Origin of the sequence: Bacillus atrophaeus, assembly GCF_039519175.1 — a bacterium.
In the GTDB taxonomy this organism is placed as follows: Bacteria; Bacillota; Bacilli; order Bacillales; family Bacillaceae; genus Bacillus; species Bacillus atrophaeus.
In genome coordinates, this window is the sequence record NZ_CP154443.1 from 2,250,088 (window position 1) to 2,275,153 (window position 25,066).

A 25,066-nucleotide genomic window follows, 5' to 3' on the forward strand; every position below is an offset into this window, starting at 1 on the left:
TTAAGAATTCAGGTTGATGTTCTTTTCAAAAATGATTTCTTTGACATCATTTTTATGAGCGGGCACGATAGAAAATTCATTTTGAGTGATGCCGGTTACAAGCCATGTAAAGCGGTTGCCTGGAATAACAAATGCCATTTTTGCCACTTCCGGCGTGTTGTCTTTATCGTACAGGAGATGCATCATCGTATCCATTTTTCCTTTGCGCAAAGACAGATCCTGCACAAACTGAGATACGCCTTCTCGGTTACCATGCTTATCAAGGAATTCCATCATACGTGATTGGTTCTCGGAAACGCCCTCAAGAAGCTGTTCAAATTCCTCAGATGTAAGTGTCAGGATCGGACCGCTCTGTTCTTCTGATTCTATTATATGTAAAAACTCGGATGCTTTTGTATATAATTCTTCTTTGGAAGCGATTGTCACGATTCTATGTACTTGCTGCTCATGTATTACTTCATGAGAATAGATCCCTGATTTTGATACGTGACAGGAAAAGTTCAGCTCATTTCCGTTTTGCTCATCAAATTTTGACATTTTCACCGTATAGTCAGCATCATTTAACACATGAATAAACGGGCGATATTCTTCCTTCAGCCGATATTGATGATTTCGGTACTCCGCGACCTCTTTAGCTAAAAGCGAACGGCAGGCCGCTTCAAATAAAAATCCGAGCTGCTCATCTTCCATGTCAGGAAAGTAGTTTTGTTTCATTGCCATGCCTTGTTCAAAAAAACCCTCGCTATAAAAACAAAAAATGAGTTCTTCAATACTGATCCTAAGCTGGTTCATTATCATTCTCCTATCCAAATGAAAGTTTGTCTCTGAGGAAATGGCTTGCGCCGTTTAACAGTGATCCTGCTGTTTCCTTCGCCTTGTCCGCGCCCTTTTTCGCGCTGTCTATTCCTTTATGAATCGTTCGGTTGGCCGTCTCTATACCATCATTCACCAACTTCACGGCTTTTCCGGCTGTTTCCCAGCCTTTTCTCCCTGTATCAATGACTTTGTGAATGGGGTCTTTCAGTTTAACCGCCGCTTTTTCGGCAAAACCTGCCGTGAATTTGGCGATTTTTTCTCCGGCTACTCCTCCTACAAATGAGCCGGCTGCGCCAAGCACAACTGTGCCTGCAGGACCCGCTAAGCTTCCAATTGCACCGCCGACTACAGCTCCGACAGTTGACCCGCCGGCAATAAATACCGTATCATTTACAGCTTTTCCGACGGCTTTCGCATTTTCCCGCTTCAATACTTCAGGGTTGTTTTCGTATCTTGCATAATTATCGGCGATTTTTAAGCCCGCTCCGACTGTTTCGGTTGCTCCTGTTATGATGCCTGCCGTTATCATATTTCCTTTCGCAAATTTAAGGCCTGTTTTCCCGACATCTTTTAGTGTTGAGCGGACCCCGGCTTCGTCGGCTAATCCCTTTGTATAACTTCTTACACTGTTTGAGAAATTCACCGCATCCTGCGGAAAGAACTTCGTGAATTTTTTGTGGACTAAATCTGCAAAGGGCTTGTTTGTCTTTTTATATAGATATTTCGGATTGAGAAGGACTCTGGCCGCTTTTTGATAACGAGAGCTATCGACAGTTCTGGAAATATCCAATAATAGCTTCGAGTGCTGGGCTGTATGCAAGCCGCTGCTTTGCTTTACAAATGTCGTCAGCCCTAATCCGTAATATTTTCCCTGAGTAATCATGAGACCTGATAAGCTTGCCATCGTGCCATATTTGTCATATACGTTATAAAGCTTTCTTAAAATATCATCTTTCTCAACAAATTGATCACTGGTTTTTCTGATAAAGATCTCATGATCGCTTAGTTTGCTGACGAGCGCGCTTCCCGAGCCCCATGCATCGCCGACACCTGAAAAACAGCTGCTGTACTGCGGATCGCATTGTAAGATCAGCTGTGCCAGTTCGAGATGTAAGTCTTTATATTTGTTTTCCATATCCTTTAATTCTGTGACAAAATCATTTGCCAAATGTTCTAGCTTATCGGGATCGACTGCAATTTTTCCTGACATGGCGGGTACCCCCTGATTCTATTTCTTTATTTCTCTTGCTTTTCTTTCGAGTTCTTCCATTCTGGCAATCTCTGCTTTTCGTTCTTCTATTTTCACAGCGGCTGCCTTGAGTTCATTGCTTGTTTCAATTAAATCCTGTTCGAATTGGTCGTAATCAGACTTTGTCTCCTCAAACTTTTGGTCGAACGTTTCTCTTGCTTTTCCTTGCCAAGCGCCGCCCAATGCAAATAAACGTGAATTCAGGAGCTGTTTTGAGTTTCTAACCTCTTCTGCCGCTTCACTATATTTGTTTGCCAGTTCCAGTACTTTATTTGAGTCCAACTTTTGCACCCCGCCTTTCCTAATTTAACGCACAAATGGATGGTTTTATATAAATGATTATAAATAATTAGGCATATATCCGAATCCTACAAAAGAACCTTTTCATAAAGGATAGAAGGGTGTATATCCACTTTTATTTTAAGAAAAACGAGACTTTAAGCTTACGTGGAGGTGAACAGATCAATCTGTGTACATATTCAATAAAACAGCCGGGAATTTTCCCGCTTGCTGAGAAAATAAACTAAAACTGATCAAATGACCTAACTGCGCCAAACGCGTTACGGAGAGAATCGTCCCATGATATAAATGTAATGTAAACGTTATCAAGGAGGTCGTCATATGAAGAAAAAATCATTCTCGATTGTGATCGCAGGCGGGGGCAGCACGTTTACCCCGGGAATTGTGTTAATGCTCTTGGATCATTTACAGGAGTTTCCGATCAGAAAGCTGAAGCTATATGATAATGACAAAGCAAGGCAGGAACGAATCGCGGGTGCTTGTGACGTGTTCATAAAGGAAAAAGCGCCGGATATTGAATTTACAGCGACGACTGATCCAAAAGAGGCTTTTACAGATGTGGATTTTGTGATGGCGCATATCAGAGTCGGCAAATATGCGATGCGCGCGCTTGATGAACAAATTCCGTTAAAGTACGGAGTCGTCGGGCAGGAGACATGCGGGCCGGGCGGAATTGCGTACGGGATGCGTTCAATCGGCGGTGTTCTCGAGATTCTGGATTATATGGAAACCTATTCACCGGATGCGTGGATGCTGAACTATTCAAACCCTGCAGCAATCGTGGCCGAAGCGACGCGCCGTCTCAGACCGAATTCGAAAATCTTAAATATATGCGACATGCCGGTCGGAATTGAAGACCGTATGGCACAAATACTCGGCCTGTCCTCAAGAAAAGACATGAAGATCCGTTATTACGGATTGAATCACTTTGGATGGTGGACATCCATAGAAGATCAAGAGGGCAACGATTTAATGCCGAAGCTGAAAGAGCATGTTCGTGAATACGGATATATACCGAAGACGGAAACCGAACAAGTGGAAGCAAGTTGGAATGACACATTCGGAAAAGCGCGCGATGTGCAGGCAGCTGATCCGGACACTTTACCGAATACGTATTTGCAGTATTATTTGTTCCCGGATGATATGGTCAAAAAATCAAATCCAAATCATACGAGGGCAAATGAAGTCATGGAAGGACGCGAGGCGTTTATTTTCAGCCAATGTGACATGATTACACGTGAGCAGTCTTCTAAAAACAGTGACATTACGATTGATGATCACGCTTCCTATATCGTCGATCTGGCCCGAGCCATCGCTTACAATACGGGCGAAAGAATGCTGCTGATTGTAGAAAACAACGGCACGATCGTTAACTTTGACCCTTCTGCGATGGTCGAAGTGCCGTGTATCGTCGGTTCGAACGGCCCTGAACCCGTGACAGTCGGCAAAATCCCGCAGTTCCAAAAAGGGCTGATGGAGCAGCAGGTGTCTGTTGAAAAATTAACAGTGGAAGCTTGGGAAGAGAAATCATTCCAAAAGCTGTGGCAGGCGCTGATCCTCTCAAAAACAGTGCCGAACGCCCGCGTGGCGAGATTGATTTTAGAGGATTTAATGGAGGCCAACAAGAAGTACTGGCCTGAGCTTGACCAAAGCCCGAGCCGCATTTCTTAATAAGTTCCCCCATTTTCTTGGTCTATTATTGTATATAATAGAAAGAAAATGGGGGGATCATATGAGCTTGGAAGAATTGATCAATCAGCATTACAATAAATTAAATGATAACGATTTTTATATTTTAAAATATATCTTGAATCATAAGCACACATGCTATCTTCTCGGAATAAATGATCTGGCGAAAGAGTGCAGTGTGTCGCGTTCTTCGATCTTGCGCCTCTCCCAAAAGCTCGGCTTCAGCGGCTATAGCGAATTCCGTGTGTACTTGAAATGGGAGGATCAGCCTGAAGAAGGGGAAAGCCTGAGCTTTGAAAAGCTGCTTGATGATATAGAAGCCAACCTGAAGTTTTTAAAGACGAAGGATATGACGGAAATGTGCCGGCTGATTGATGAAGCTGAACGAATCTTTGTCTATGGATCGGGGACGGCGCAAACAACGTGCGCCCGAGAGCTGCAGAGAATGTTTGTGTCCCGCCATCGGTATTTGATTTTGATTCAAGACAAAATAGAGTTTGATACGATGCTGGATGATTTCAAAGGTAATGACTTATTTATTATTATTTCACTCTCCGGGGAAACGCCGGAATTAATTCCGCAGGCCCGAATCCTTTCTGCAAAAGGAATTCCCTTTATTTCCATTACGAATTTGAAAAATAACGTGCTCGCCCAGACAACGCCGTACAACCTGTATGCGACAAGCAAGCCCGTGACTTTAAGCGATAAAACGGAGATTGTCGCGTTTGCGCCATTTTTTCTCGTTGGTGAAGCATTGTTTCGCGCATATGTTGCATATAAAGAGGAAGAGAAACAACATTGATTGACAGGGGGTCATGGTATGATGCAAAAAGTGCAGCGCTTTGGAAGCGCCATGTTTGTACCTGTTTTATTATTTGCGTTTTCCGGTATTATTGTCGGCCTTAGTACACTGTTTAAAAATGAAACCCTGATGGGACCGCTCGCTGATCCTGATGGGTTTTGGTATCAATGCTGGTATGTCATTGAGCAGGGCGGCTGGACCGTGTTTAATCAAATGCCTCTTTTATTCGCGGTCGGTATCCCGGTCGCATTGGCGAAGAAGGCTCAGGCGCGCGCTTGTTTGGAAGCGCTTACTGTTTACTTGACGTTCAATTATTTCATCAGTGCGATCCTTACGGTGTGGGGCGGCGCGTTTGGTGTTGATATGGATCAGGAGGTCGGCGGCACAAGCGGATTAACCATGATTGCGGGCATTAAAACGCTTGATACGAATATTATCGGAGCGATTTTAATTTCCTCCATTGTGGTCTATTTGCACAATCGCTATTTTGATAAGAAACTGCCGGATTTTCTCGGCATATTCCAAGGCTCAACATACATCGTCATGATCTCCTTTTTCATCATGATTCCTGTCGCTTTGGCCGTTTGTCTTATATGGCCGATGGTGCAGAACGGCATCGCTTCTTTGCAAGGATTTCTCGTCGCATCAGGAGCATTTGGGGTTTGGCTGTACACTTTTTTAGAACGGATTTTAATTCCGACAGGCCTACATCATTTCATTTACACTCCATTTGTTTACGGCCCGGCTGTCGTAGAAGGCGGAATCGTCACCTATTGGGTGCAGCATCTCAGCCAATTTTCAGAAAGCAGCAAACCATTGAAAGAGCTGTTCCCACAAGGGGGATTTGCCCTTCACGGCAATTCGAAGATCTTCGGCATCCCGGGAATCGCTTTGGCCTTCTACGTGACTGCCGCAAAAGAAAAGAAAAAAATCGTCGCCGGCCTGCTGATTCCCGTCACGCTGACGGCCATTGTCGCCGGTATTACAGAGCCGATAGAATTCACCTTTTTATTTATTTCGCCATTCTTGTTTGCTGTTCATGCGTTGTTGGCAGCCACAATGGCTACCGTGATGTATATGGCCGGCGTCGTTGGAAAAATGGGTGGCGGTTTAATTGAAGTAGCCACACTGAATTGGATTCCGCTTTTCGGCAGCCACGGGATGACCTATGTGTATCAAATCTTGATCGGGCTCGCCTTTACAGCCATTTACTTTTTCACTTTCAGATTCCTTATCCTCAAATTCAATATCGCCACACCTGGAAGGGAAAGGGACGATCAGCAGGAAACAAAGCTATATTCAAAAAAGGAATACAAAGAAAGAAAGAACACACAGAAGGAAACAGCCTCCGCAAAAGAAGCAGAGGATGATGAGGCGTTTTTATACATTGAAGCTTTGGGCGGAAAAGATAATATCACAGATGTTACTAACTGCGCCACACGTCTCAGGGTCAGCGTAAAGGACGAATCAAAGGTCGAGCCGGACAGCGTATTCCGGGCATTGGGCGCCCACGGCGTCGTAAGAAACGGAAAAGCGCTTCAAGTCATTGTCGGGCTGAGTGTTCCGCAGGTACGGGAGCGTGTGGAGAGAATACTGAACGGTTAAATAATGCTGCAGAAGTCTATGTGCAGAGTGGAAAGAGCGCTTGTTTATCCAGCGCTTTTTTTATGTTTTAAAAAAGATGTATGAATTTGTCATACCTTTGCCACCTGTATATGTAGGAGTGAATGACTTCTATGATGTACGGTGTTTTAAATAGCGATTAAAAAATAGGAGGCAGAACAATGACAAACTATACTACTTTCTTAGGACTTTACAAACCCGATAAAGCTGAAGGCGTTGAAGTTGAAAGCCTTGCTCAAAACTTTGAAACGATTGACAGCAAAATCGGTGCCGCTCTTAGCAATGGTACGTCAACTTATGAAAACTTAAACGAAAGACTTAAAACGTATGAAAACAGATTTGAACATGTTACAGAGCGCAACGTTATGGATTTTGGGGCTAAAGGAGACGGAGTAACAGATGATACGCAAGCATTTCATGATGCTATGGGTGACGGAGGTTATGTAGTAACAGTTCCCGCCGGTGTTTTCAGAACATCGGGATTGTTTGTTCCTTCAAATACAATGCTTATCGGAGCAGGCAAGAAAAGAACGGTCATTAAATTATTAGACGAAACGCCGGTCGGCCATTCTGTTCTTACCAACAGTGATTACACGAACGGTAATGAAAATATTTATGTCGGCCACCTCACACTGGACTGGAACAAGGATACGCGCCCTGCCGGCTGGAAGATTCCGAAAGGCCCCACTTCAAGCTGTTTGCTTTTTGCGAATGTTGACTATTCTTTTGTCGAGCATGTTTTTGCCAAGAATGGCGGCCTCCACGGTTTTGATTCGACAAGCCCGAACTATAATAGACATGGTGAAATGGACGACCCAACTTATTATCAGCCCAATGGCTGTAATTTTGTAACATTTTCACATTGTGAAGCAACAGGGTCCGGCGATGATAACTTTACTTGTCATTTTGGATTCCATACTACTTTTAGCCATTGTGTTTCCTATCATCCGATGGGAAATGGGAATGGCACATCAAATTCAAATTGCTTTGAGATCGATGACGGTTCTCAAGATGTATTTGTCGATAGCTGTGTCGCAATTGGCGGTGCCCGCGGCTTTGAGATTAAGGCGCATGACTATGCCCCGGCAGCTAAACGGGTCCAACTGGCTAATTGCCGTGCTTACGAAAATGCCATCGGTTTTTGCATTAGACATATTGGCCACCATTTATCGGATGAGCCAACATCAAAAACTGCCCATGATGTTCAATTAGTAAATTGCCAGGCAACAAATCCTAAACAAAATTCTATATATAAAGGCGTCGGAGCGAGTGCTTTGGTTGTTTCGGGCTATGATTCAGTTAATATAGTGAACTTTCAAGCTATTTGTGAAGATCCTTCATATGATTACAGCAAGGACACGATCATTATGATTTATTACAAAGGGCGGTATGTCAATCTGAAGAATATTACGATCCGCGGGTTCCGCTCTGCTGCTCATGATCTTTATGTTCTTGGCGGAGAAAATGCAGTTGGAAAATGCATGATTGATGGCGTTTTTCTAATTGATGGCGGCACGACGGGACTTGCTTTTGGCGGAGGCGTTGATAATTGCACAGTGAGCAATGTATACGGACATAGATTGGGAACCAGCAGCGGAGCGGTTGGACTCTATTCTTCCGGTCCAGATCTGAATATATCAAATATTAATTTCCAAGGGTATGAAACAACATTTAATGTTGGCGGTAAAAAAACACCGTATGAACTGTTTAAACATAAAGGATCCTCTGTTCTGGCATCTAAAGATTCCCACGTCACAGGAACCAATGGGTTTGTCGTCGGTTCTGTTCGGGGACAGGCTACAGGAGATTCTCAGTCTGGGGTAATCGGTTCATACAATACGATAAACCCAAAAGCTAACTCAACTGTATGGGGCTGGGGTGCCGGCAGCACTCCGTCATCAGCAAACAGAAAAATTGAGCTTCATGCAAAAGAAGGAACAATTAAGGCCACAGGAAAGATAACAGGTTCCGCGACATTCTCTGACTACGCCGAGTATTTTGAAAGCCTGAGCGGGGAGAAGATTCCTACAGGAACACTGGTCACACTTGAAGGTGATAAGATCAGACCGGCTGAAAAAGATGATCTCATGCTTGGGGTAATTTCCGAGACTGCCGGAGTGATTCTTGGCGAGTCGAGTTTCCATTGGTCGGGACGATACGTAAAGAATGAGTTTGGCGGCTGCGTTTATGAAGAACAGAAAGATGCAAACGGGCAAATGGTCATGGCTCCAAAAGAAAATCCTGACTATCGACCTGAAGAAGACTATGCTTCAAGAGATGAGAGAGACGAGTGGAACATTGTCGGACTCATCGGCCAGGTATATGTCAGATGTGATGAGACGGTGAAAGCAGGAGATTTTATTCACGCTCATAACGGGATCGCAACAAAATCCGATTCTCCAAACCAGCGCTGGCAGGTCATGAAAGTGATCCAAGAGTTTGATGCTGATAAAGGATTTGGGGTTGCTTTCGTTTTTATTCGTTAAATGAAATGACACGCCATGAATGATCATCTGAATAGCGGGCCTTCTAAAGCTCCGCTATTCATTTTAAAATAAAAGACTCCGGTTCAGGCGCTGGTAAAAAGAAAAGTAAGTCAGCCTCCATATATTTACACGCTTCAATCCTTCCATTTTTATCTTCAATGATTTTCATTTTTTACACAAAGTACATAATAAAAGTGCGGGTTCAAGGGTTAATCCTTTATTCATTTAAGACAAACAAATAAAATAAAAATACATATTGATAAACAGGTTTGGGAGGCTTTCAGATGTCAAAGGCTTTATCATACTTAAAACCATACTATTTGATAGCGGGGATAGCTCTTGTCTTGATGCTGACTGAGCTTGCGGTAGAGCTTGTGCAGCCCCTCCTTATCGCAAAAATTATAGATGAGGGGATTTTGAAACAAGACCTTAGGACAGTCTGGGTATGGGGAGCTGTAATGGTCGGGCTTACACTGGTGTCATTTGCGGCGGGAATGCTGAATTCCTTCTATGCGGCTCATGTCAGCCAAAGCTATGCTTACGATACGAGAAAAGGGATATTTCAAAAAATCCAGTCCTTCTCTTTTTCTACTTTTGCGCAGTTTTCCTCCTCATCATTTATTACGAGGCTCACCAATGACGTGACACAGGTTCAAAATATGATTTTCATGAGTCTCAGGTTTATGCTTCGGGCGCCTTTAATGATTATCGGCGGTGTTATTTTATCATTGGCCGTCAATGTGAAACTCGGTTTTTTTCTGCTTGTGACGATTCCGATTTTGATTCTTTTTTTACTTTGGGTATTAAAAAAAGGGGGTTCGCTGTTCCGCTCTGTGCAGAAACGGCTTGACCAAGTGAACACCATCATGCAGGAAAACCTGGCGGCTATTAAATTGATTAAGGCGCTGCTTCGCGGGAGCCACGAGATCAAACGGTTTCTGAAATCAAACACCATACTGATGCAAAAAACAGTATCGGCCTTTCGCCTCGTTGAAGCAACGATGCCTGTTTTAATGCTGTTAATGAATATATGCATTCTGTTTATTTTGTGGCTTGGCGCCAATAGCGTGGCACAAAACGGTACGCAGGTCGGCGATGTTGTCGCGATTATTAACTACGCCACACGTATTACAGGCGCGTTGTCCGTTTTTCCGTTCTTGATTATGATTTTTTCACGGGCGAAAGCTTCCGGAGAAAGAATCGGAGAGGTGCTTAAGACAGAAGGCGACGAACGGGAGCGCGGCAAAACGGATGAGCCGCTGAGCGGCCGTATTGATTTTGAAGATGTGTCATTCCGCTATCCCGATATGGAAAGAGAAGCGCTTCAGCACATAACCTTTACAGCAAAACCAAAGGAAACGATTGCTCTCTTAGGAGCGACGGGCTCTGGAAAATCAACGCTCTTTCAGTTAATTCCGCGGCTATACAAACCGGATTCAGGCAGGATTTTGATTGACCGGCAGCCGATTGGCGAGTTTCCGGCTGAAGGGCTTCGGAAGCAAATCGGCTACGTTCCGCAGGAAGTGCTGCTTTTCTCGGGAACAATCAGGGAAAATATCGCCTGGGGCAAAGAAAATGCTTCACTAGATGAAGTAATGGAAGCGGCCAAAAGCGCGCAAATTCATGACACGATCATGAAGCTCCCGAAAGGCTATGATACGGTGCTTGGACAAAAGGGCGTCAATTTGTCAGGCGGTCAGAAACAAAGGATTTCCATCGCCAGAGCCTTTATCAGAAAGCCCGCCATTCTTTTATTGGATGACAGTACAAGCGCCCTCGACCTGCAAACAGAGGGAAAGCTGCTTGAGGCGATCAGCGCTTATGAATGCACAACACTGATCATTACCCAAAAAGTCAGCACGGCCATGAAAGCCGATGTCATATTGCTTCTTGAGGACGGCGAACTGATTGAAAAAGGCACGCATCACGAGCTGCTTTCACAGTCTCATTTGTATCAGCTTATTTACGAGTCTCAATTCGGAAAGGAGGGTGCTGGTCATGCTGAAAGACATTCGTAGTCCTTTCCAATATAAAAAAATACCTATTGATCAAAAAGACCGCTCCAAAAAAAGAACGAAAGCAAAGGATGCCAAAGGGACGCTAGGCAGAATGTGGTCTTACTTGGCTGAGAAAAAAGGCATGCTCACACTTGTCATGATCATGGTTGTGGTCAGTGCCGTGTTTGGCTTGCTTGGACCTATTGTGATCGGCCGTGCCATCGACCATTTTATTGTCGGCCGGACGGCAAGCGGGCTTTTTCCGATATTGCTTGGTTTGTTAGGGATCTATGTCATCCAGTCCCTGTCTTTATGGTTTCAAAACTATTGGATGATTAATATTTCTCAAAGCACTGTATTCAGAATGCGGAGTGAGCTGTTCACCCACTTGCACGAGCTGCCGATTCCGTTCTTCGATAAACAGCGGCACGGCGAGCTGATGAGCCGGGTGACGAATGATATTGAAAATGTCAGTTCTACTTTAAACACGTCGGTCATCCAAATCTTATCAAGCGTCATCACCTTTGTAGGAACGATCTCAGTGATGCTGTACATGAGTCCGCTGCTGACTCTCATTACGCTGATTATCGTGCCGATTATGGCGGTCAGCATCAAATGGATCACCAACCGTACGGGAAAACTTTTTAAAGAGCAGCAAAAAAACCTTGGAGAGCTTAATGGCTATATTGAAGAATCCATTTCAGGCGCCAAGGTCATCAAAGCTTATTCGCGGGAAGAACAGGTGACTGCTGAGTTTTTAGAAAAAAATGACAGCTTGAAGGCATCCGGCTTTTGGGCGCAGACGATTTCCGGCTTTATCCCGAAAGTGATGAACACGTTGAACAATCTAAGCTTTACGATTATTGCGGCCATCGGCGGTTGGTTTGCGTTAAAGGGCTGGATTACGATTGGCTCAATCGTTGTGTTCGCCGAGTATTCAAGACAGTTTACCCGCCCTTTGAACGATCTCGCCAACCAATTTAATACGATGTTGTCCGCCATTGCCGGAGCTGAACGTGTCTTCGATGTGCTCGATGAAAAAGAAGAACGGGAGGATGAAAAGAACGCCTTACATCAGCCGATTCAAACAGGCGCCATTGAATTCAGGCACGTCTCTTTCGGATATGAGGAAGGGAGTCAGACGCTGAAACACCTCAGCTTCACAGTGCCGGCGGGACAATCCATTGCATTTGTAGGCCCGACAGGCGCGGGAAAAACGACTGTCACTAATCTTCTCGCCCGTTTTTATGAACCGGATGAGGGAGCGATTTTGATTGACGGCATTGATATTAAGGACATGACGAGGTCCAGCCTTCGGAAACATATGGGATTTGTCCTTCAGGATTCCTTTTTGTTTCAGGGAACCATCAGAGAGAATATCCGCTATGGCCGTTTGGACGCAACGGATCAAGAAGTGGAAGAGGCAGCGAAAAACGCCAATGCGCACAGCTTTATCGAACGGCTGCCGAAGGGATATGATACGGTGCTGACCCAAAACGGAGCAGGCATCAGCCAAGGGCAAAAACAGCTGATTTCCATTGCCAGAGCGGTGCTGGCAGATCCGGTTTTGCTAATTTTAGATGAGGCGACAAGCAACATTGATACAGTCACAGAAGTCAAAATTCAGCAAGCCCTTGCCCGCTTGATGGAAGGGAGAACAAGCGTGATGATCGCCCACAGGCTGAACACGATTCAAAGAGCGGATCAAATCGTTGTTTTAAAAGACGGAGAGATGATAGAAAGAGGCAGCCATGCCGAGCTTCTCCGGCAAAAAGGATTTTACAGCAATTTATATGAAAGCCAATTTAAAAGAGCCTAAGTGAGAAAAAAGACCTTTGTTTCGGCAGCAAAGGCCTTTTTTTTATATCATTTGTGGTACTTTTATTTCATTTTCGTAAAATGTAACAAAATTACTTGACGTAAACAAGTTATCTATATATACTAACTTACACAAAGTAAGTGATAACACTTATCAAGGAGGAACATAATGAATAAATCATTTGAAATTGGCACATTACTTTTAAGGGTAGTTACAGGTATTATCTTTTTTGTTCACGGTTTATCAAAGTTTACGGCAATGGAGGGCACAATCCAATTTTTCGGAAGTATAGGGCTCCCAAGTTTTATGGCTTATGTCATCGCAACCATTGAACTCGTCGGAGGAGTGCTTGTCTTTTTCGGATTAGCGACACGCATCGTGGGAGTATTGTTTGCACTAACTCTGCTCGGAGCCATCTTTACAGTGAAACTTAAAGCGCCTTTCATGGGGAATTCTGAATTTGATTATCTTCTGTTGGTAGCATCTATCCATTTAGCTCTTTCAGGGAGCCGTTTCTTGGCGCTAGATTCGTTTGTTTTTAAAGCGAAAAAGGAAGAAAACGTTTCAGCATAAGAAGAGAGGCCATCAATATGACGAGTATCCACGAAGATACAAACATCGGTTATGTCAAATTAAGCATACGCAGCTTAGAGCGTTCCCTGCAGTTCTATTGCGGCGTGATCGGCTTTCAAGTGCTGAAGCAAACAGATACCGCGGCAGAATTGACGGCCGACGGAGAGCACGTTTTGCTTGTCCTTGAAGAAAATCCGAGCGCTGTCGTCTTGCCTGAACGGACAGTAACGGGCCTTTATCACTTTGCGATTCTTCTTCCCGACAGAAAAGAACTCGGCATTGCTATCAACCGCCTGATTGAAAACGGCATCGCAATCGGGCAGGGGGACCACGGCGTGAGTGAGGCGTTCTATCTGTCCGACCCGGACCAAAACGGCATTGAAATATATGCTGACCGGCCGCGCAGCACATGGCAGCGTGATGCAAAAGGAAACTATATCATGGGCACGGCGCCCGTTGATGTGGAAGGTCTGTTAGCCGAGGCGGGAGATGAGCGAAAAAGCTTGCTTCCGGAGGGAACGGTGATAGGCCATATCCATCTTCATGTAAATGATTTAAAAAAGGCGAAAGCATTCTACACAGATATATTAGGGTTTGACATTACAGGCGACTACGCAGGCATGTCCGCCCTTTTCGTATCGGCGGGAGGCTACCACCATCATGTCGGCTTAAACATATGGGCGGGGAAAAATGCCCCTCCGAAGCCGACAAACGCCAGCGGCCTGACTTATTACGCCATTGTGCTCCCAAACAAGGAAGAACTCGAAAAGGTGGCAGACAGGCTGCAGAATACCGGATACTCCGTTGAAGAAAAGCACGAAGGATTATTTGTAAAAGATCCGGCTTCAGGCGCAGGTATCGTATTTGTGATCTGACAAAGACAGCCCCCTTGCATAGCTTGCAAGGGGGCTTTTTTTATGTTCGGAATTATTTGAAATATCGCGCAGGGAAGGCATGATAAGAAAAACGGCGCAGTAAGGAGGCGTTTTTTGGACTACAATCAGCTTGTGCCGGGAAAATTTTTTAAATCAATATGTCCATCAATTAGAGCAAATGGAGCTTCTTTCCATGTTCATTATTACGACACTCTGCTGCATAAACACTCATTCTATGAAGTCTGTTACGTCCTTGACGGAATAGGACATTATATAGAAAACGAGTGTACATATCTGCTTAAAAGCATCAGCTGGGGTGATCCTTTCGCTGTCATCATATTAGTCTCGCTGTTCCTCTTAGCCATTGTCGGCATCGGACTGATGATCGCCGCCCTCGTCAAAACACCTGAACAGCAAATGGCTTTAGGAAACCTGTTTGTAATTGCGACATGTATGGTAAGCGGAATGTACTGGCCGATCGAAATTGAGCCGAAGCTGATGCAGTCCGTGGCTGAGTTTCTCCCTCAGAAATGGGCGATGAACGGCTTTACCGACATTATTGCAAACGGCGCGCATATCTCGGATGTACTTGGAATATACGGTATTTTGCTGGCCTTTGCCGCCGTGTTTTTTGCAATGGGAGTGAAAGCATTGCGATAAAAATAAGAAAAAGGCGAAGCGGGCTGCTTCGCCTTTTGTTACTGTTGATTCTTCATCACAGCGAGTATGTCCTCCAGCCAAGTCACGTAATTCTTTTCCCGTTCCAGCGCTTTCGTCAGAACAAGATAATGGCCGAAATCCGGTGAAGAAAATGATATAGGCTGATCCAATGATTCGATCAGTTCATTGTAGCTATGTTGTAAATCAGACAGCTTCAGCTGTCGTTTCAAAAGCTGATCTGTAAACAAATCAACAGCTTCCTCTTGAGTTAAAGAAGAAATGAAATACGCCTTCAGCATAAATTCATCCTTTACCGTTTCCGGAATCGGGTCCTTTTTTGTCAGCCAAGCGTGCAGTTCCTGTTCGCCGCTTTCTGTCAGCGTGTACATTTTTTTTTCAAGCCTCGTGCCTTGAATCGCTGTTCGAAATTCGATAAAGCCTTCATCCGTCAGCTTTTTCAGCTCGGGATAAATCTGGCTGTGTTTTGCGCTCCAAAACTGCCCGAGCTCCTCTTTAAAATAATTTGTAATATCGTATCCGCTCAATTCGCCTTTACGCAATAGCCCTAAAATGGCGTATTTTAAAATTCTCATGATGTCCTCCATGCAAGCACATTTTGAGAGTTAGTATACCATACGCATGCCGGAATCGCAGGTTGCTCATCTTTTTTTACGTTGCAGACTCCCCGGCATGGTATATAAAATGTCTGCGGCGGCTCAACGCAGATTGGATTACAATTTACGGAATGAAGCAAGTCAAGCGGATTCTTATTCCCAATGAAACATAGCACCCCAAAAGGGGCAAATGGCTTTAATAGGTGTATAACCAAGTTCGCTGCCACCTCGGGTAACATGACATTCAGACCGCCGCGGATAGGAACTATTGCTCTTTTTTAGATTGGATGAATATGGTAATGTACAAACATCCAATTGTTTCAAATTTGAAAAAAGGAGCGCGAGTATGCAAATTAAAGAAATCTTTGTCATCCGCTGCATTTCCTGTCTGAGTGTCGTTCTTCTTCATATTATCTCAATGGTTCTCATTCTTCAGGCTGAAGCTCTGGCTGACATCTCACATACAGTGGATTCTTATCGGACCCTGCTGATGTTCAGTACGCCGGCATTCATCTTTATCTCGGAATTTTTGCTGGCCCGCTCATATCCCGCAGGGGTGCCGAAGGGTTTTCTGAAGAAAAGAGGAAAAGTGATTTTTGTGCCTTTTCTATTTATCGCTGCCGTTGATGCGGTACTGATGGGGAGTATGATGATGCAGGGGATCGACTTTCTCGCAATCGTGAAAAACTTCCTGGCAAATGTATTTTTAGGCCATTTCATCGGCTACTTTATATTGGTGATTTTTCAATTTTATTTACTCCATATGTGCTTTCACACATTTTTGGAAAAGGCGCAGCCAAAGTGGGTGCTTACCAGTTCATTTGTCATCACTGCCGCTTATTTAAGCTATTTTTCATTTGGGAGTTCTTCTTCCTCCGCCCCGGATTCTGCTTTTCCTTTCTTCTGGGTTCCTTTTCCGGGCTGGCTGTTCTACTTCTGTCTCGCTTATTATTGCGGGAAACAGTACAAGAGTTTTTTAGCGTTACTGAATAAGTACCGTTATGCGGTATATGGCGCTGCCGCAGTGTCAGCTGTTTTGATTGTTGCCGTTTCCTATTTCGGCGAAGTCGGCATGATCAGCTCCAAACGGCCGGACATCATGCTGTATTCAACAAGTATGATTTTCCTGTTCTTTCAGCTGTTTTCAAAGCTTCAGTCTGTTCCGAAAATCATTATGTTTATCAGCAACTATTCTTTTTCTATCTATCTGCTGCACGCTTATTTTATGATCATCGGTTACGTGCTTTTAGCGAATATCAATGACATTCCTGCCATGTGTGCTGTTGTGCTGCTGTTTGTCATTTGTGTAGGCGGCCCGATCCTCACATCTTGGGTGATGAATAAGTTTAAATACGGTTATCTGTTTGTCGGCAAAATCTATCAGCCGAAGCGGGATAAAGTGAATTTGGAAGTCCGCGATCATGCGGGCTGAAATAAAGGACGGCAGGGCATCGGCCCGCCGTTCTTTGCATTATGTCATCCGTTTTTTTTCTAAATCGCCTTGTGAAGCGGCAGATGGGTTTTTCAGTTGACAGGATGTAAAATAATAGAGAAAGTAAAGTAAGAAAAGAAGTGAACAAACAGCAAAGGAGATGAGCCATGAACAAAATCATCATTAATGGAGAGCAAATCCGGGATGTAAAAAACCTTCACAGGCAGCTGAAACAAGATTTGGAATTGCCCGAGTATTACGGTGAAAATCTTGATGCGCTCTGGGATTGTTTGACTGGATGGGTTGAGTTTCCGATCGTCATAGAATGGAAGCACTTTGATCAAAGCAAAAAGCTGCTCGGCAGCTCAGCCGAAGCCTTTTGGGAGGTATTTCAAAGCGCCAGAGCAGATGGCTATGATATCACCATAGTGAAATCATAAGCACATGGTTTCATAACTGTTTTTTCAGTGAAACACAAAGAACAAAAGGAGTGAGTCACATGAAAGCAGTAGGATTACATCGTTATTTGCCCATTGATGAGCCTGATAGTCTGATAGAAGAAGAGATTGAAAAGCCTGTACCGAAAGGACGGGACCTGCTAGTCAAAATCGCCGCGGTCTCAGTCAATCCCGTCGATACGAAAATCAGATCGCCGAAAGCAGAGAAGGAAGATGAGCTGAAAATTCTTGGCTGGGATGCTTGCGGAACCGTTGTCCAAACAGGTGAGAATTGTGAATGGTTTCAAGAAGGCGACGAGGTATATTATGCGGGAGATGTAAACCGCCAAGGGTCAAACAGCGAGTATCAGCTCGTCGATGAGCGTATTGCCGCCAAAAAGCCGGAGTCGCTGTCCCACGCAGAAGCTGCCGCCATGCCTTTGACGACTTTAACAGCGTGGGAGGCGCTTTTCGACCGTCTCCGCATAACAAAAGAGGATGAAGGGAAAACGATTCTGATCATCGGAGGAGCCGGGGGTGTCGGTTCGATTGCAACCCAGCTTGCGAAGCAGGCGGGATTAACTGTGGCAGCTACCGCATCCAGAGAGGAAACGAAGGACTGGTGCTTTAAAATGGGCGCTGATCATGTCATCAACCATCACCATGAGCTCCTGCCCCAACTGAAAGCTGCGGGGATAAATGGGACAGAATACATCCTTTGCTTAAACGATACAGACGGGCACTGGGAAGGAATGGCTGACGTCATCCTGCCGCAGGGAACCATCTGCTCCATCGTCGAAAATCAGCACCCTCTCGATCTTAATCTGCTGAAAAGCAAAAGCGCCGGCTTTGTCTGGGAGTTCATGTTTACAAGAGCGATGTTTCAGACGGATGACATGATCAAACAGCGAGAGATATTAACAAAAGCCGCAAAAAAATTCGATCAAGGAAAGCTTCGCCATACACTGACGACAGTGTTAAAGCCGTTCAGCGCAGAACAGCTGAAAAAAGCCCATGCTAAAATAGAGTCAGGCAAAATGATCGGCAAACTCGTCGTAGAATATTCATAAAACAAAAGGCAGCGGTGCGGCTGCCTTTTTAGAAGGAGGAATGGAACAACATGAATAAAGACAATCTAAGCTATCCGATAGGCGAGTACGAGCCGAAGGAATACATATCAGACCAGCAGAAAACAGAATGGATCAAAGCGCTTGAAGAAGCGCCCGCATTATTGCAAAAAGCCATTGGCGGTTTGACGGACAATCAGCTGGACACGCCGTACCGCCCGGGCGGATGGACCGTCCGCCAAGTGGTGCATCATCTGGCGGACAGCCATATGAACAGTTATATCCGTTTTAAGTTAAGCCTTACAGAAGAAACGCCTGCCATTCGTCCATATGATGAAAAAGGGTGGGCCGCGCTGGCGGATTCCAAAACAGCCGATCCAAGCGGTTCGCTGTCTCTGCTTAAGGCTCTTCACGGAAGGTGGACGGCGCTTCTGCGTTCTATGACAGACGAACAATTTAAACGGAGCTTTTATCACCCTGATACAAAGCAAAGCATCACGCTTGAAAATGCTCTCGGCCTATATGTCTGGCATTCTCATCATCATATCGCGCACATTACGGGGCTTGCGGGCCGAATGGGCTGGAATTAGCAGGATTTTCGTCGATAGAAAGCCAGCAGACTGATAGAGATAATAACCAAAATAGAAATGACGGCGGCTGAAGCATATAAATGGCTAAAGCCGCTGCCGACACTTACATGAATGGCTTCGGTGATCGCATGTCTGACCTCAGGCATGGGAATGTGCTGAAGCTGTTCTTGGAATGAAGCCGATTGCCCGCTGCTGATGTCGGGAATGGGTATATCTTTTGATGAAAAGCCGCTGTCTGATAAACGGCTGCTCACTTCATCTCCGACACGGTCAAACCCGGCCGTAATAAACCCGGCATAAAAAGCCGGCGCCAATGTCAAACCGACCTGCCTTACCAGTGACAGCGTGCCGAGCGCCGTGCCTTTATTCACGTCCGCCGCTTCTGATACTAAGACATTCAGCGGCGCGCCGAGAAGAAAACCGAAACCGGCCCCCGCGATCATACTCGCAATGACAAATTCCCATTTCTCCGTTACCCACAGCGGAAATAAACCAAATCCAATCATTGAAATGATTCCCGACAGTAAAGTTGTTTTGACAGGGCCTTTTTTGTCGGTAAACGCTCCGCCCAGCCAAGCGCCGACTCCGGATGCCAGAGCGAGCGGCGTCATCCAATACCCCGCTTTCGCAGCAGATACCCCTAAATATTGCTCCACATAAGACGGTATAAAAATAACAGCCGCCAATAAACCGCCTGACAAAAATCCGATGACAAGGGTCCATTGAAAGACTTTATTTTGCAGCAGCGAATAAGCGAGAATCGGATCTCCGCCTCTTATCTCGACCCGTTTTTCGTACCATAAAAGAAGCGCAAAAAGCCCGAGTCCCAGAACCATAAATCCATAGACATTAAGCTCCGTTATACTGCTCAGCAGCTTTGCCCCGTCAAGATTTGTAATCCCGTACATTACAGACAAGATCGACAGCGACAAGATGAGTGAGCCGAGAAAATCCAGCCGTTTGGCTTCCGAAGCCTTTGTTTCTATAATAAACAGGCCTCCGAAGATAACCAAAAGAACGGCAATCGGCAGATTTATCAAAAACAGCCAATGCCAGGACCCGCTCCAATCAAGCAAAAAGCTGCCGATATTAGGACCGAGCACCGCCGCCATCCCGTTCATCGCACCAAGCAGTCCAAGCGCCTTCCCTTGCTTTTCCTTAGGTAGAGTGGCAAGGATGTGAGAACTTCCGATAATAAAAATACCGCCGCCTCCCAGCGCTTGAACAAGACGCGAAATCAGAAACATCGGAAAGCTTTGGCTTAACGCAACAAGCAATGAACCGAGACCAAAAAGGCCTACTTCAATCATAAAAAGCTTTTTCCTTCCGTAGCGGTCAGAGAGTTTCCCGACGATCGGAACGCTGACGCTAAGCCCCAATGTATAAAGGGTGATTCCCCATGATCCCCAGGAAGGAGAGACGCCGAATGAACTGTTAATTGTGGTGAGCGCCGCTGAGATAATCCCGTTATCAAGCGCCGCCATAAAAACCCCGATCGTAAATAAACTGATCGCCCATTTCTGTCCGCCTTCCAGGGATTTTGGATTTTCCATATGATCAACTCCTTTTTTAGTTCACTTTAAATATATTATTCATTTTAAGTGAACTAAATGTCAAATAAAAAAAGCCTGTGACCGGAATTCCAAGTCAGGCAGACTTTGATTTTTATTCTGCGTTATCAGGTGCAAGTGCTTTAGCGAGAATGGAAAGGCCTTGAGTAACAGCTGCTTTTTCATCAGCGGTCAGCTTTTCCAAAGACCGTTTCAATTTGGTGTGGCCTTTCTCATAGAGCCCTCGAAAAATACTCTTCGCATCCTCTGTTAATTGAATCACGACCGAGCGGCGGTCCGTCTCAGAGTGTGAACGTTTAATAAAACCTGATTTCTCAAGGCGGTCGAGAAGGCCGGTTGTGTTGGACAGGGAAGCGCCCATTTTCTCAGCAATGTCACTGACCTTCAGTGTCCCGTGATTATTCAAAAGCATCAGCACTTTCATTTGCGGCATGCTCATATCAAGCTTCATCCATTCGGATACGTCCCCAAGCCCCGCGGCAGTCAGCACCTTCATATAAAGCACCCATATTTCCCGTTCCTCAGATGATAGGATGTTTTCGTTTAATACGGTCGTGTCATGTAAGTTGTAATCCATCTTCTCACTTCCTCATCATTTGCTCCTGCTTCCATATTACTTATTTTTACGGAAGAAAGAAAGTTGCTTTGACTGGGTTTTGTCCGCAAATGATGTGGTAGTGTATAATATGTTGGAGATTATTTGGGGAAACATGACAAAATAGTTGTAAGACGATTGGAGAGATCATTGCTGAATAAAAAAAATGCTTTATCGATATTAAAAATTGTATTTCCTATTGCTGTTTTGCTCTTTGTGATCTATACGTTAAAAAATGAACTGACGAACCTGTCTTTCAAAAGAACTCTTATGATCATCAACGGCTTGCAGCGCACGGACCTATTTATTCTTGTATTAATCGGACTGCTCGCGGTTGCGGCGATGTCTTTATACGATTTTGTGCTTAAACGCTCACTGCGCCTTTCCATCTCAAATGCGAAGGTTTTCAGAGTATCATGGATTGCCAATTCATTTAATAATGTGCTGGGTTTCGGCGGATTGGCAGGCGTCGGCTTAAGAACCATGCTTTACAAGGAGCATACGAAGGATGTAAAAGGCCTGGTCAAGGGAATCGCGTGGCTTACATCTTCTATGGTACTAGGCCTGTCTGTCTTCAGCATTCTCGTGGCTGTGAGAGTGCTGCCTGTCGAAGAAGTCATGAATGAAAAACCGTGGCTCTGGATTGTAGTAATCGGCTTTGCCCTTGTCGTTCCCGTATCCCTCATCGCGGCAAAGGTGAAAAATGCAAAAACGAAGAATACCGAAGAAACGGCTCAGGTTAAAAATCCGATAGTTTTCTATATCGGAGCTTCATTTGCAGAATGGCTCGCTGCGGGTATGGTCATGTATTTGTCCTTGTTCGCTATGGGGATTCACGCTGATGTGAGGCATGTATTTGGCGTATTTGTGATCGCTGCCCTCGGAGGATTGATCAGCCTTGTGCCCGGAGGTTTCGGCTCATTTGACCTGCTGTTTTTACTCGGTATGGAGCATTTAGGCTTTCATCAAGAAGCCATAGTCGCATCGCTCGTGCTTTATCGCATTGTGTATTCCTTTATTCCATTTGTGCTTGGCCTTTTCTTCGCGGCTGGCGATTTAACTGAGAATACAATGAAGCGGTTTGAAACGAACCCGCGTATTGCCCCGGCGATTGAAACGACCAACGTGCTGCTGATTCTGCAAAGGGCGATTTTAATCAGGCTGCTGTACGGCTCACTCTCGCTCATTGTGTTTGTTGCGGGGGTTATCGTCCTCGTCTCGGTATCTCTGCCGATAGATAAGCTGACCGTCATCCCGCACATTCCGCGTCCAGCCTTGCTGCTGTTTAACGGGCTGAGTTTAAGCTCTGCTTTAATTTTGCTCATTTTGCCGATTGAGCTGTATAAACGGACAAAACGCTCTTATATGATGGCGGTCACAGCACTTGTCGGCGGATTTGTATTCAGCTTTTTGAAAGGGCTGAATATCAGCGCCATATTTATTCTGCCGATCGTAATTGTGCTGTTCGTGCTTCTGAAAAAACAATTTGTCAGAGAACAAGCATCTTATACGCTCGGACAAATGATTTTTGCGGTTGCGCTTTTCGTCGTGGCCTTGTTCAACTATAACATCATCGCGGGATTTATTTGGGACCGGATGAAACGGCTCCTTCGCCATGATTACTTTGTGCACGATACTTCACATATCACGCACGCAACCATCATGGCCGTCATTATCGTTCCGCTGTTTTTCTTATTATTCACGGCGTTCTATCATAAAAAAACAAAAACAATCGGTGAACAGGCCGACCCAGAGCGCCTTCAGGAATTTTTGCAGGAAGAGGGGGGCAATGCCCTCAGCCATCTCGGGTTTTTAGGAGATAAGCGGTTTTATTTTTCGAGCGACGGCAAAGCGCTTCTGCTGTTTGGAAAAATATCCAGACGATTGGTGGTGCTGGGCGATCCGTCCGGTCAGAAGGAGTCATTCCCGCTTGTCCTCGAAGAATTTTTAAACGAAGCGCACCAGCACGGTTTCAGTGTGATGTTCTACCAGATTGAGCGGGAGGATATGGCGTTGTACCATGACTTCGGCTACAACTTTTTTAAACTCGGGGAAGAAGCCATCGTGGATATGACCGCCTTTACCCTGTCAGGCAAGAAGAAGGCGGGACTCAGGGCGATTAACAACAGGTTTGAAAGAGAAGAATATACTTTTCATGTCGATGAGCCGCCTTTTTCTGAAGCGTTTATAGAGGAATTGAAACAGATCTCTGATGAATGGCTCGGCCCGAAAAAAGAGAAAGGCTTCTCACTTGGATATTTCGATGTTTCTTATTTGCAAAAAGCGCCTGTCGCTTATATGAAAGACCCGGAAGGAAAAATCATTGCGTTCGCCAGTGTGATGCCGATGTACCAAGAAGGAGAAATCTCGGTGGATCTCATGCGGTATAAGAAAGAAGCGCCAAACGGCATCATGGACGCCCTGTTTATCCGGATGTTTCTGTGGGCGAAGGAACAAGGCTACACAGCCTTTAACATGGGGATGGCGCCCTTGGCGAATGTCGGCACGTCCTTTACGTCCTTTTGGTCAGAACGGATTGCCGCCGTCATTTTCAATAATGTGCGCTATATGTACAGCTTCAGCGGCCTCAGGGCATTTAAAGAGAAATATAAACCGGTATGGCGCGGAAAATATCTCGCATACCGCAAAAACAGATCACTGCCTGCCACGATGTTTCTCGTGTCACGGCTGATCGGGAAAAGCAAGCGCAATAGTTAATATGAAAAAGCTCCGTCTGGCGCAGACGGAGCTTTTTTTCTGTTTAATTTGTTTTTAAAAAAGTTGTTTCAATATCATCCAGAAGCAGGTTCGCCGCTTTGATTCCGCCGGCTGTCGTCCAGACGATATCATCCACCTCATGAGCGTTTCCAGATTTAACGGCCTTCAGGTTTTTCCAAAGGGGATCGCTCGTCCACTGATTTTGCCATTTTACATTATCTTTGGCGTTATCAGCTGTATACGTAAAGTAGAACAGGACATCACCGTCCATGTCAGGAATGGATTCTTTACTGTCGGTTGAAAAAATAAATTGATCCTTCTGTTTTTTGAACAATTCCTTCTGTTTTTCCGGACGCTTGAAGCCAAGTTCGTCTAAAATGATGCCTGAAAAAGAGTCTTTATAATAGATTCTGGACTCGCCGGACATAAAACGGACGACTGAAACCGTTTTGTTTTTCTGGTCGCCAAGTTTTCCGCTGATGTCGGACACACGTTTATTAAATGTTTGAATGACTTCTTTTCCTTTATCCGCTTTGTTGACGGCGTTTGCATAAAGAGTCAGATTGTCTTTCCAATTGCCCGCCAAAGACTCGGCAAAGACAGTCGGCGCTATCTTATTCAGCTGGTCATAAATCTTTTCCTGGCGCACTTTATTTCCGATAATTAAATCAGGCTCTAATTCCGCAATCGCTTCTACATTCGGCTCGGTTTCAAGCCCCACATCTTTTACATTTTTCATATCGCTTTTAATATAGTCATACCACGGGTCGCCTTTCCACGATCTGACTGCCCCAACGGGAGTAATTCCGAGGGCTAGAAGCGCTTCCGTTCCTTCATTCGTCAGCACCACGATTCGCTTTGGATTCGCGGGAATGTTAGTTGACGTCCCCATCGCATGCTTAATCGTTCTTGTTTCACTGCTGTTCCCCTTGCTGTCATTTGAACTCCCGCTGCTGTTACAGGCAGAAAGTACCATGATCGCCATAACGAATACGAATAGCATGGTGATTTGCTTTTTCATTTTTTTTCCTCCCACATTGAAATCTGTTCTCAATTAGATCATAATTATCAACAATCTGACTGTCAATCATTAATTGAGGTTGATTTTCAAAATCACTAGAGTCTGATAAAATTAATAAGGATGTATACATAG

20 protein-coding genes and 1 pseudogene are annotated in these 25,066 nt (G+C 45.0%); 14 read left to right on the plus strand and 7 right to left on the minus strand.

What is annotated here, in order from left to right; translation table 11 throughout:
- The 3 genes from AAHT65_RS11280 to AAHT65_RS11290 are packed head-to-tail and all read right to left on the minus strand — an operon-like array spanning window position 1 to window position 2,347.
- Window positions 1–792, minus strand: coding sequence for a hypothetical protein (locus tag AAHT65_RS11280; RefSeq protein WP_088116751.1), 792 nt, complete (start codon window positions 790–792; stop codon window positions 1–3).
- A 10-nt stretch (window positions 793–802) separates the two neighbouring features.
- The gene (locus AAHT65_RS11285) at window positions 803–2,026 is read right to left on the minus strand and encodes a hypothetical protein (RefSeq protein ID WP_004430532.1); all 1,224 of its coding nucleotides are present in this window, start codon (window positions 2,024–2,026) and stop codon (window positions 803–805) included.
- A gap of 18 nt (window positions 2,027–2,044) precedes the next feature.
- On the minus strand, window positions 2,045–2,347 hold the full coding sequence (locus AAHT65_RS11290) for a WXG100 family type VII secretion target (RefSeq protein ID WP_004430533.1): 303 nt from the start codon (window positions 2,345–2,347) through the stop codon (window positions 2,045–2,047).
- Window positions 2,348–2,686: 339 nt separating this feature from the next.
- On the opposite strand from AAHT65_RS11290, the gene glvA reads away from it, so the two are divergent.
- The 9 genes and pseudogenes from glvA to AAHT65_RS11335 all read left to right on the plus strand — a co-directional run.
- The gene (glvA, locus tag AAHT65_RS11295) at window positions 2,687–4,036 is read left to right on the plus strand and encodes a maltose-6'-phosphate glucosidase (protein ID WP_343310251.1); all 1,350 of its coding nucleotides are present in this window, start codon (window positions 2,687–2,689) and stop codon (window positions 4,034–4,036) included.
- A 61-nt stretch (window positions 4,037–4,097) separates the two neighbouring features.
- Entirely contained in the window at window positions 4,098–4,856 is a 759-nt protein-coding gene (locus AAHT65_RS11300; protein WP_315916613.1) for a MurR/RpiR family transcriptional regulator, read from the plus strand.
- Between the two features lie 18 nt (window positions 4,857–4,874).
- The gene (locus AAHT65_RS11305) at window positions 4,875–6,461 is read left to right on the plus strand and encodes an alpha-glucoside-specific PTS transporter subunit IIBC (protein ID WP_277714450.1); all 1,587 of its coding nucleotides are present in this window, start codon (window positions 4,875–4,877) and stop codon (window positions 6,459–6,461) included.
- Window positions 6,462–6,640: 179 nt separating this feature from the next.
- Window positions 6,641–8,965: a peptidase G2 autoproteolytic cleavage domain-containing protein gene (locus AAHT65_RS11310; protein ID WP_343310253.1), complete on the plus strand. Its 2,325-nt coding sequence runs from the start codon at window positions 6,641–6,643 to the stop codon at window positions 8,963–8,965.
- 284 nt (window positions 8,966–9,249) lie between these two features.
- A complete protein-coding gene (locus AAHT65_RS11315; protein ID WP_343310254.1) occupies window positions 9,250–10,983 on the plus strand; it encodes an ABC transporter ATP-binding protein in 1,734 nt (577 codons plus the stop codon).
- On the plus strand, window positions 10,964–12,781 hold the full coding sequence (locus tag AAHT65_RS11320) for an ABC transporter ATP-binding protein (protein WP_326086499.1): 1,818 nt from the start codon (window positions 10,964–10,966) through the stop codon (window positions 12,779–12,781). Before AAHT65_RS11315 ends, AAHT65_RS11320 begins: the two co-directional genes overlap by 20 nt.
- Before the next feature lie 168 nt (window positions 12,782–12,949).
- Window positions 12,950–13,354, plus strand: coding sequence for a DoxX family protein (locus AAHT65_RS11325; protein ID WP_004430546.1), 405 nt, complete (start codon window positions 12,950–12,952; stop codon window positions 13,352–13,354).
- A gap of 17 nt (window positions 13,355–13,371) precedes the next feature.
- A complete protein-coding gene (locus AAHT65_RS11330) occupies window positions 13,372–14,229 on the plus strand; it encodes a VOC family protein (RefSeq protein ID WP_343310255.1) in 858 nt (285 codons plus the stop codon).
- Between the two features lie 288 nt (window positions 14,230–14,517).
- Window positions 14,518–14,889 (plus strand): annotated as a pseudogene (locus AAHT65_RS11335) (ABC transporter permease); the annotation flags it as partial.
- A gap of 38 nt (window positions 14,890–14,927) precedes the next feature.
- On the opposite strand, the gene AAHT65_RS11340 reads toward AAHT65_RS11335, so the two are convergent.
- Window positions 14,928–15,482 carry a PadR family transcriptional regulator gene (locus AAHT65_RS11340; RefSeq protein ID WP_004430555.1) on the minus strand — a complete coding sequence of 185 codons (555 nt, stop codon included), beginning with the start codon at window positions 15,480–15,482 and terminating at the stop codon, window positions 14,928–14,930.
- A 367-nt stretch (window positions 15,483–15,849) separates the two neighbouring features.
- Here AAHT65_RS11340 and AAHT65_RS11345 point away from each other — a divergent pair, with 367 nt between their 5' ends.
- The 4 genes from AAHT65_RS11345 to bstA all read left to right on the plus strand — a co-directional run bounded on the left by AAHT65_RS11345 (window position 15,850) and on the right by bstA (window position 19,029).
- Complete coding sequence (locus AAHT65_RS11345) at window positions 15,850–16,935, plus strand: acyltransferase family protein (protein ID WP_343310256.1); 1,086 nt, start codon at window positions 15,850–15,852, stop codon at window positions 16,933–16,935.
- A 167-nt stretch (window positions 16,936–17,102) separates the two neighbouring features.
- A complete protein-coding gene (locus AAHT65_RS11350) occupies window positions 17,103–17,375 on the plus strand; it encodes a barstar family protein (RefSeq protein WP_004430559.1) in 273 nt (90 codons plus the stop codon).
- A 59-nt stretch (window positions 17,376–17,434) separates the two neighbouring features.
- The gene (locus AAHT65_RS11355; protein WP_106273455.1) at window positions 17,435–18,442 is read left to right on the plus strand and encodes a zinc-binding alcohol dehydrogenase family protein; all 1,008 of its coding nucleotides are present in this window, start codon (window positions 17,435–17,437) and stop codon (window positions 18,440–18,442) included.
- 50 nt (window positions 18,443–18,492) lie between these two features.
- Window positions 18,493–19,029: a bacillithiol transferase BstA gene (gene bstA / locus AAHT65_RS11360; RefSeq protein ID WP_106273457.1), complete on the plus strand. Its 537-nt coding sequence runs from the start codon at window positions 18,493–18,495 to the stop codon at window positions 19,027–19,029.
- Here bstA and AAHT65_RS11365 read toward each other — a convergent pair.
- Both AAHT65_RS11365 and AAHT65_RS11370 read right to left on the minus strand, forming a co-directional pair.
- The gene (locus AAHT65_RS11365; protein WP_151291079.1) at window positions 19,026–20,582 is read right to left on the minus strand and encodes an MFS transporter; all 1,557 of its coding nucleotides are present in this window, start codon (window positions 20,580–20,582) and stop codon (window positions 19,026–19,028) included. The genes bstA and AAHT65_RS11365 overlap by 4 nt on opposite strands.
- A gap of 112 nt (window positions 20,583–20,694) precedes the next feature.
- On the minus strand, window positions 20,695–21,177 hold the full coding sequence (locus AAHT65_RS11370; RefSeq protein WP_004430569.1) for a MarR family transcriptional regulator: 483 nt from the start codon (window positions 21,175–21,177) through the stop codon (window positions 20,695–20,697).
- Between the two features lie 168 nt (window positions 21,178–21,345).
- Here AAHT65_RS11370 and mprF point away from each other — a divergent pair, with 168 nt between their 5' ends.
- Window positions 21,346–23,913, plus strand: a complete 2,568-nt coding sequence (gene mprF / locus AAHT65_RS11375) for a bifunctional lysylphosphatidylglycerol flippase/synthetase MprF (RefSeq protein WP_088116769.1) — start codon at window positions 21,346–21,348, stop codon at window positions 23,911–23,913.
- Between the two features lie 43 nt (window positions 23,914–23,956).
- Here mprF and AAHT65_RS11380 read toward each other — a convergent pair whose 3' ends face one another.
- The gene (locus tag AAHT65_RS11380) at window positions 23,957–24,934 is read right to left on the minus strand and encodes an ABC transporter substrate-binding protein (RefSeq protein WP_010787999.1); all 978 of its coding nucleotides are present in this window, start codon (window positions 24,932–24,934) and stop codon (window positions 23,957–23,959) included.
- Between the last annotated feature and the right edge of the window lie 132 nt (window positions 24,935–25,066).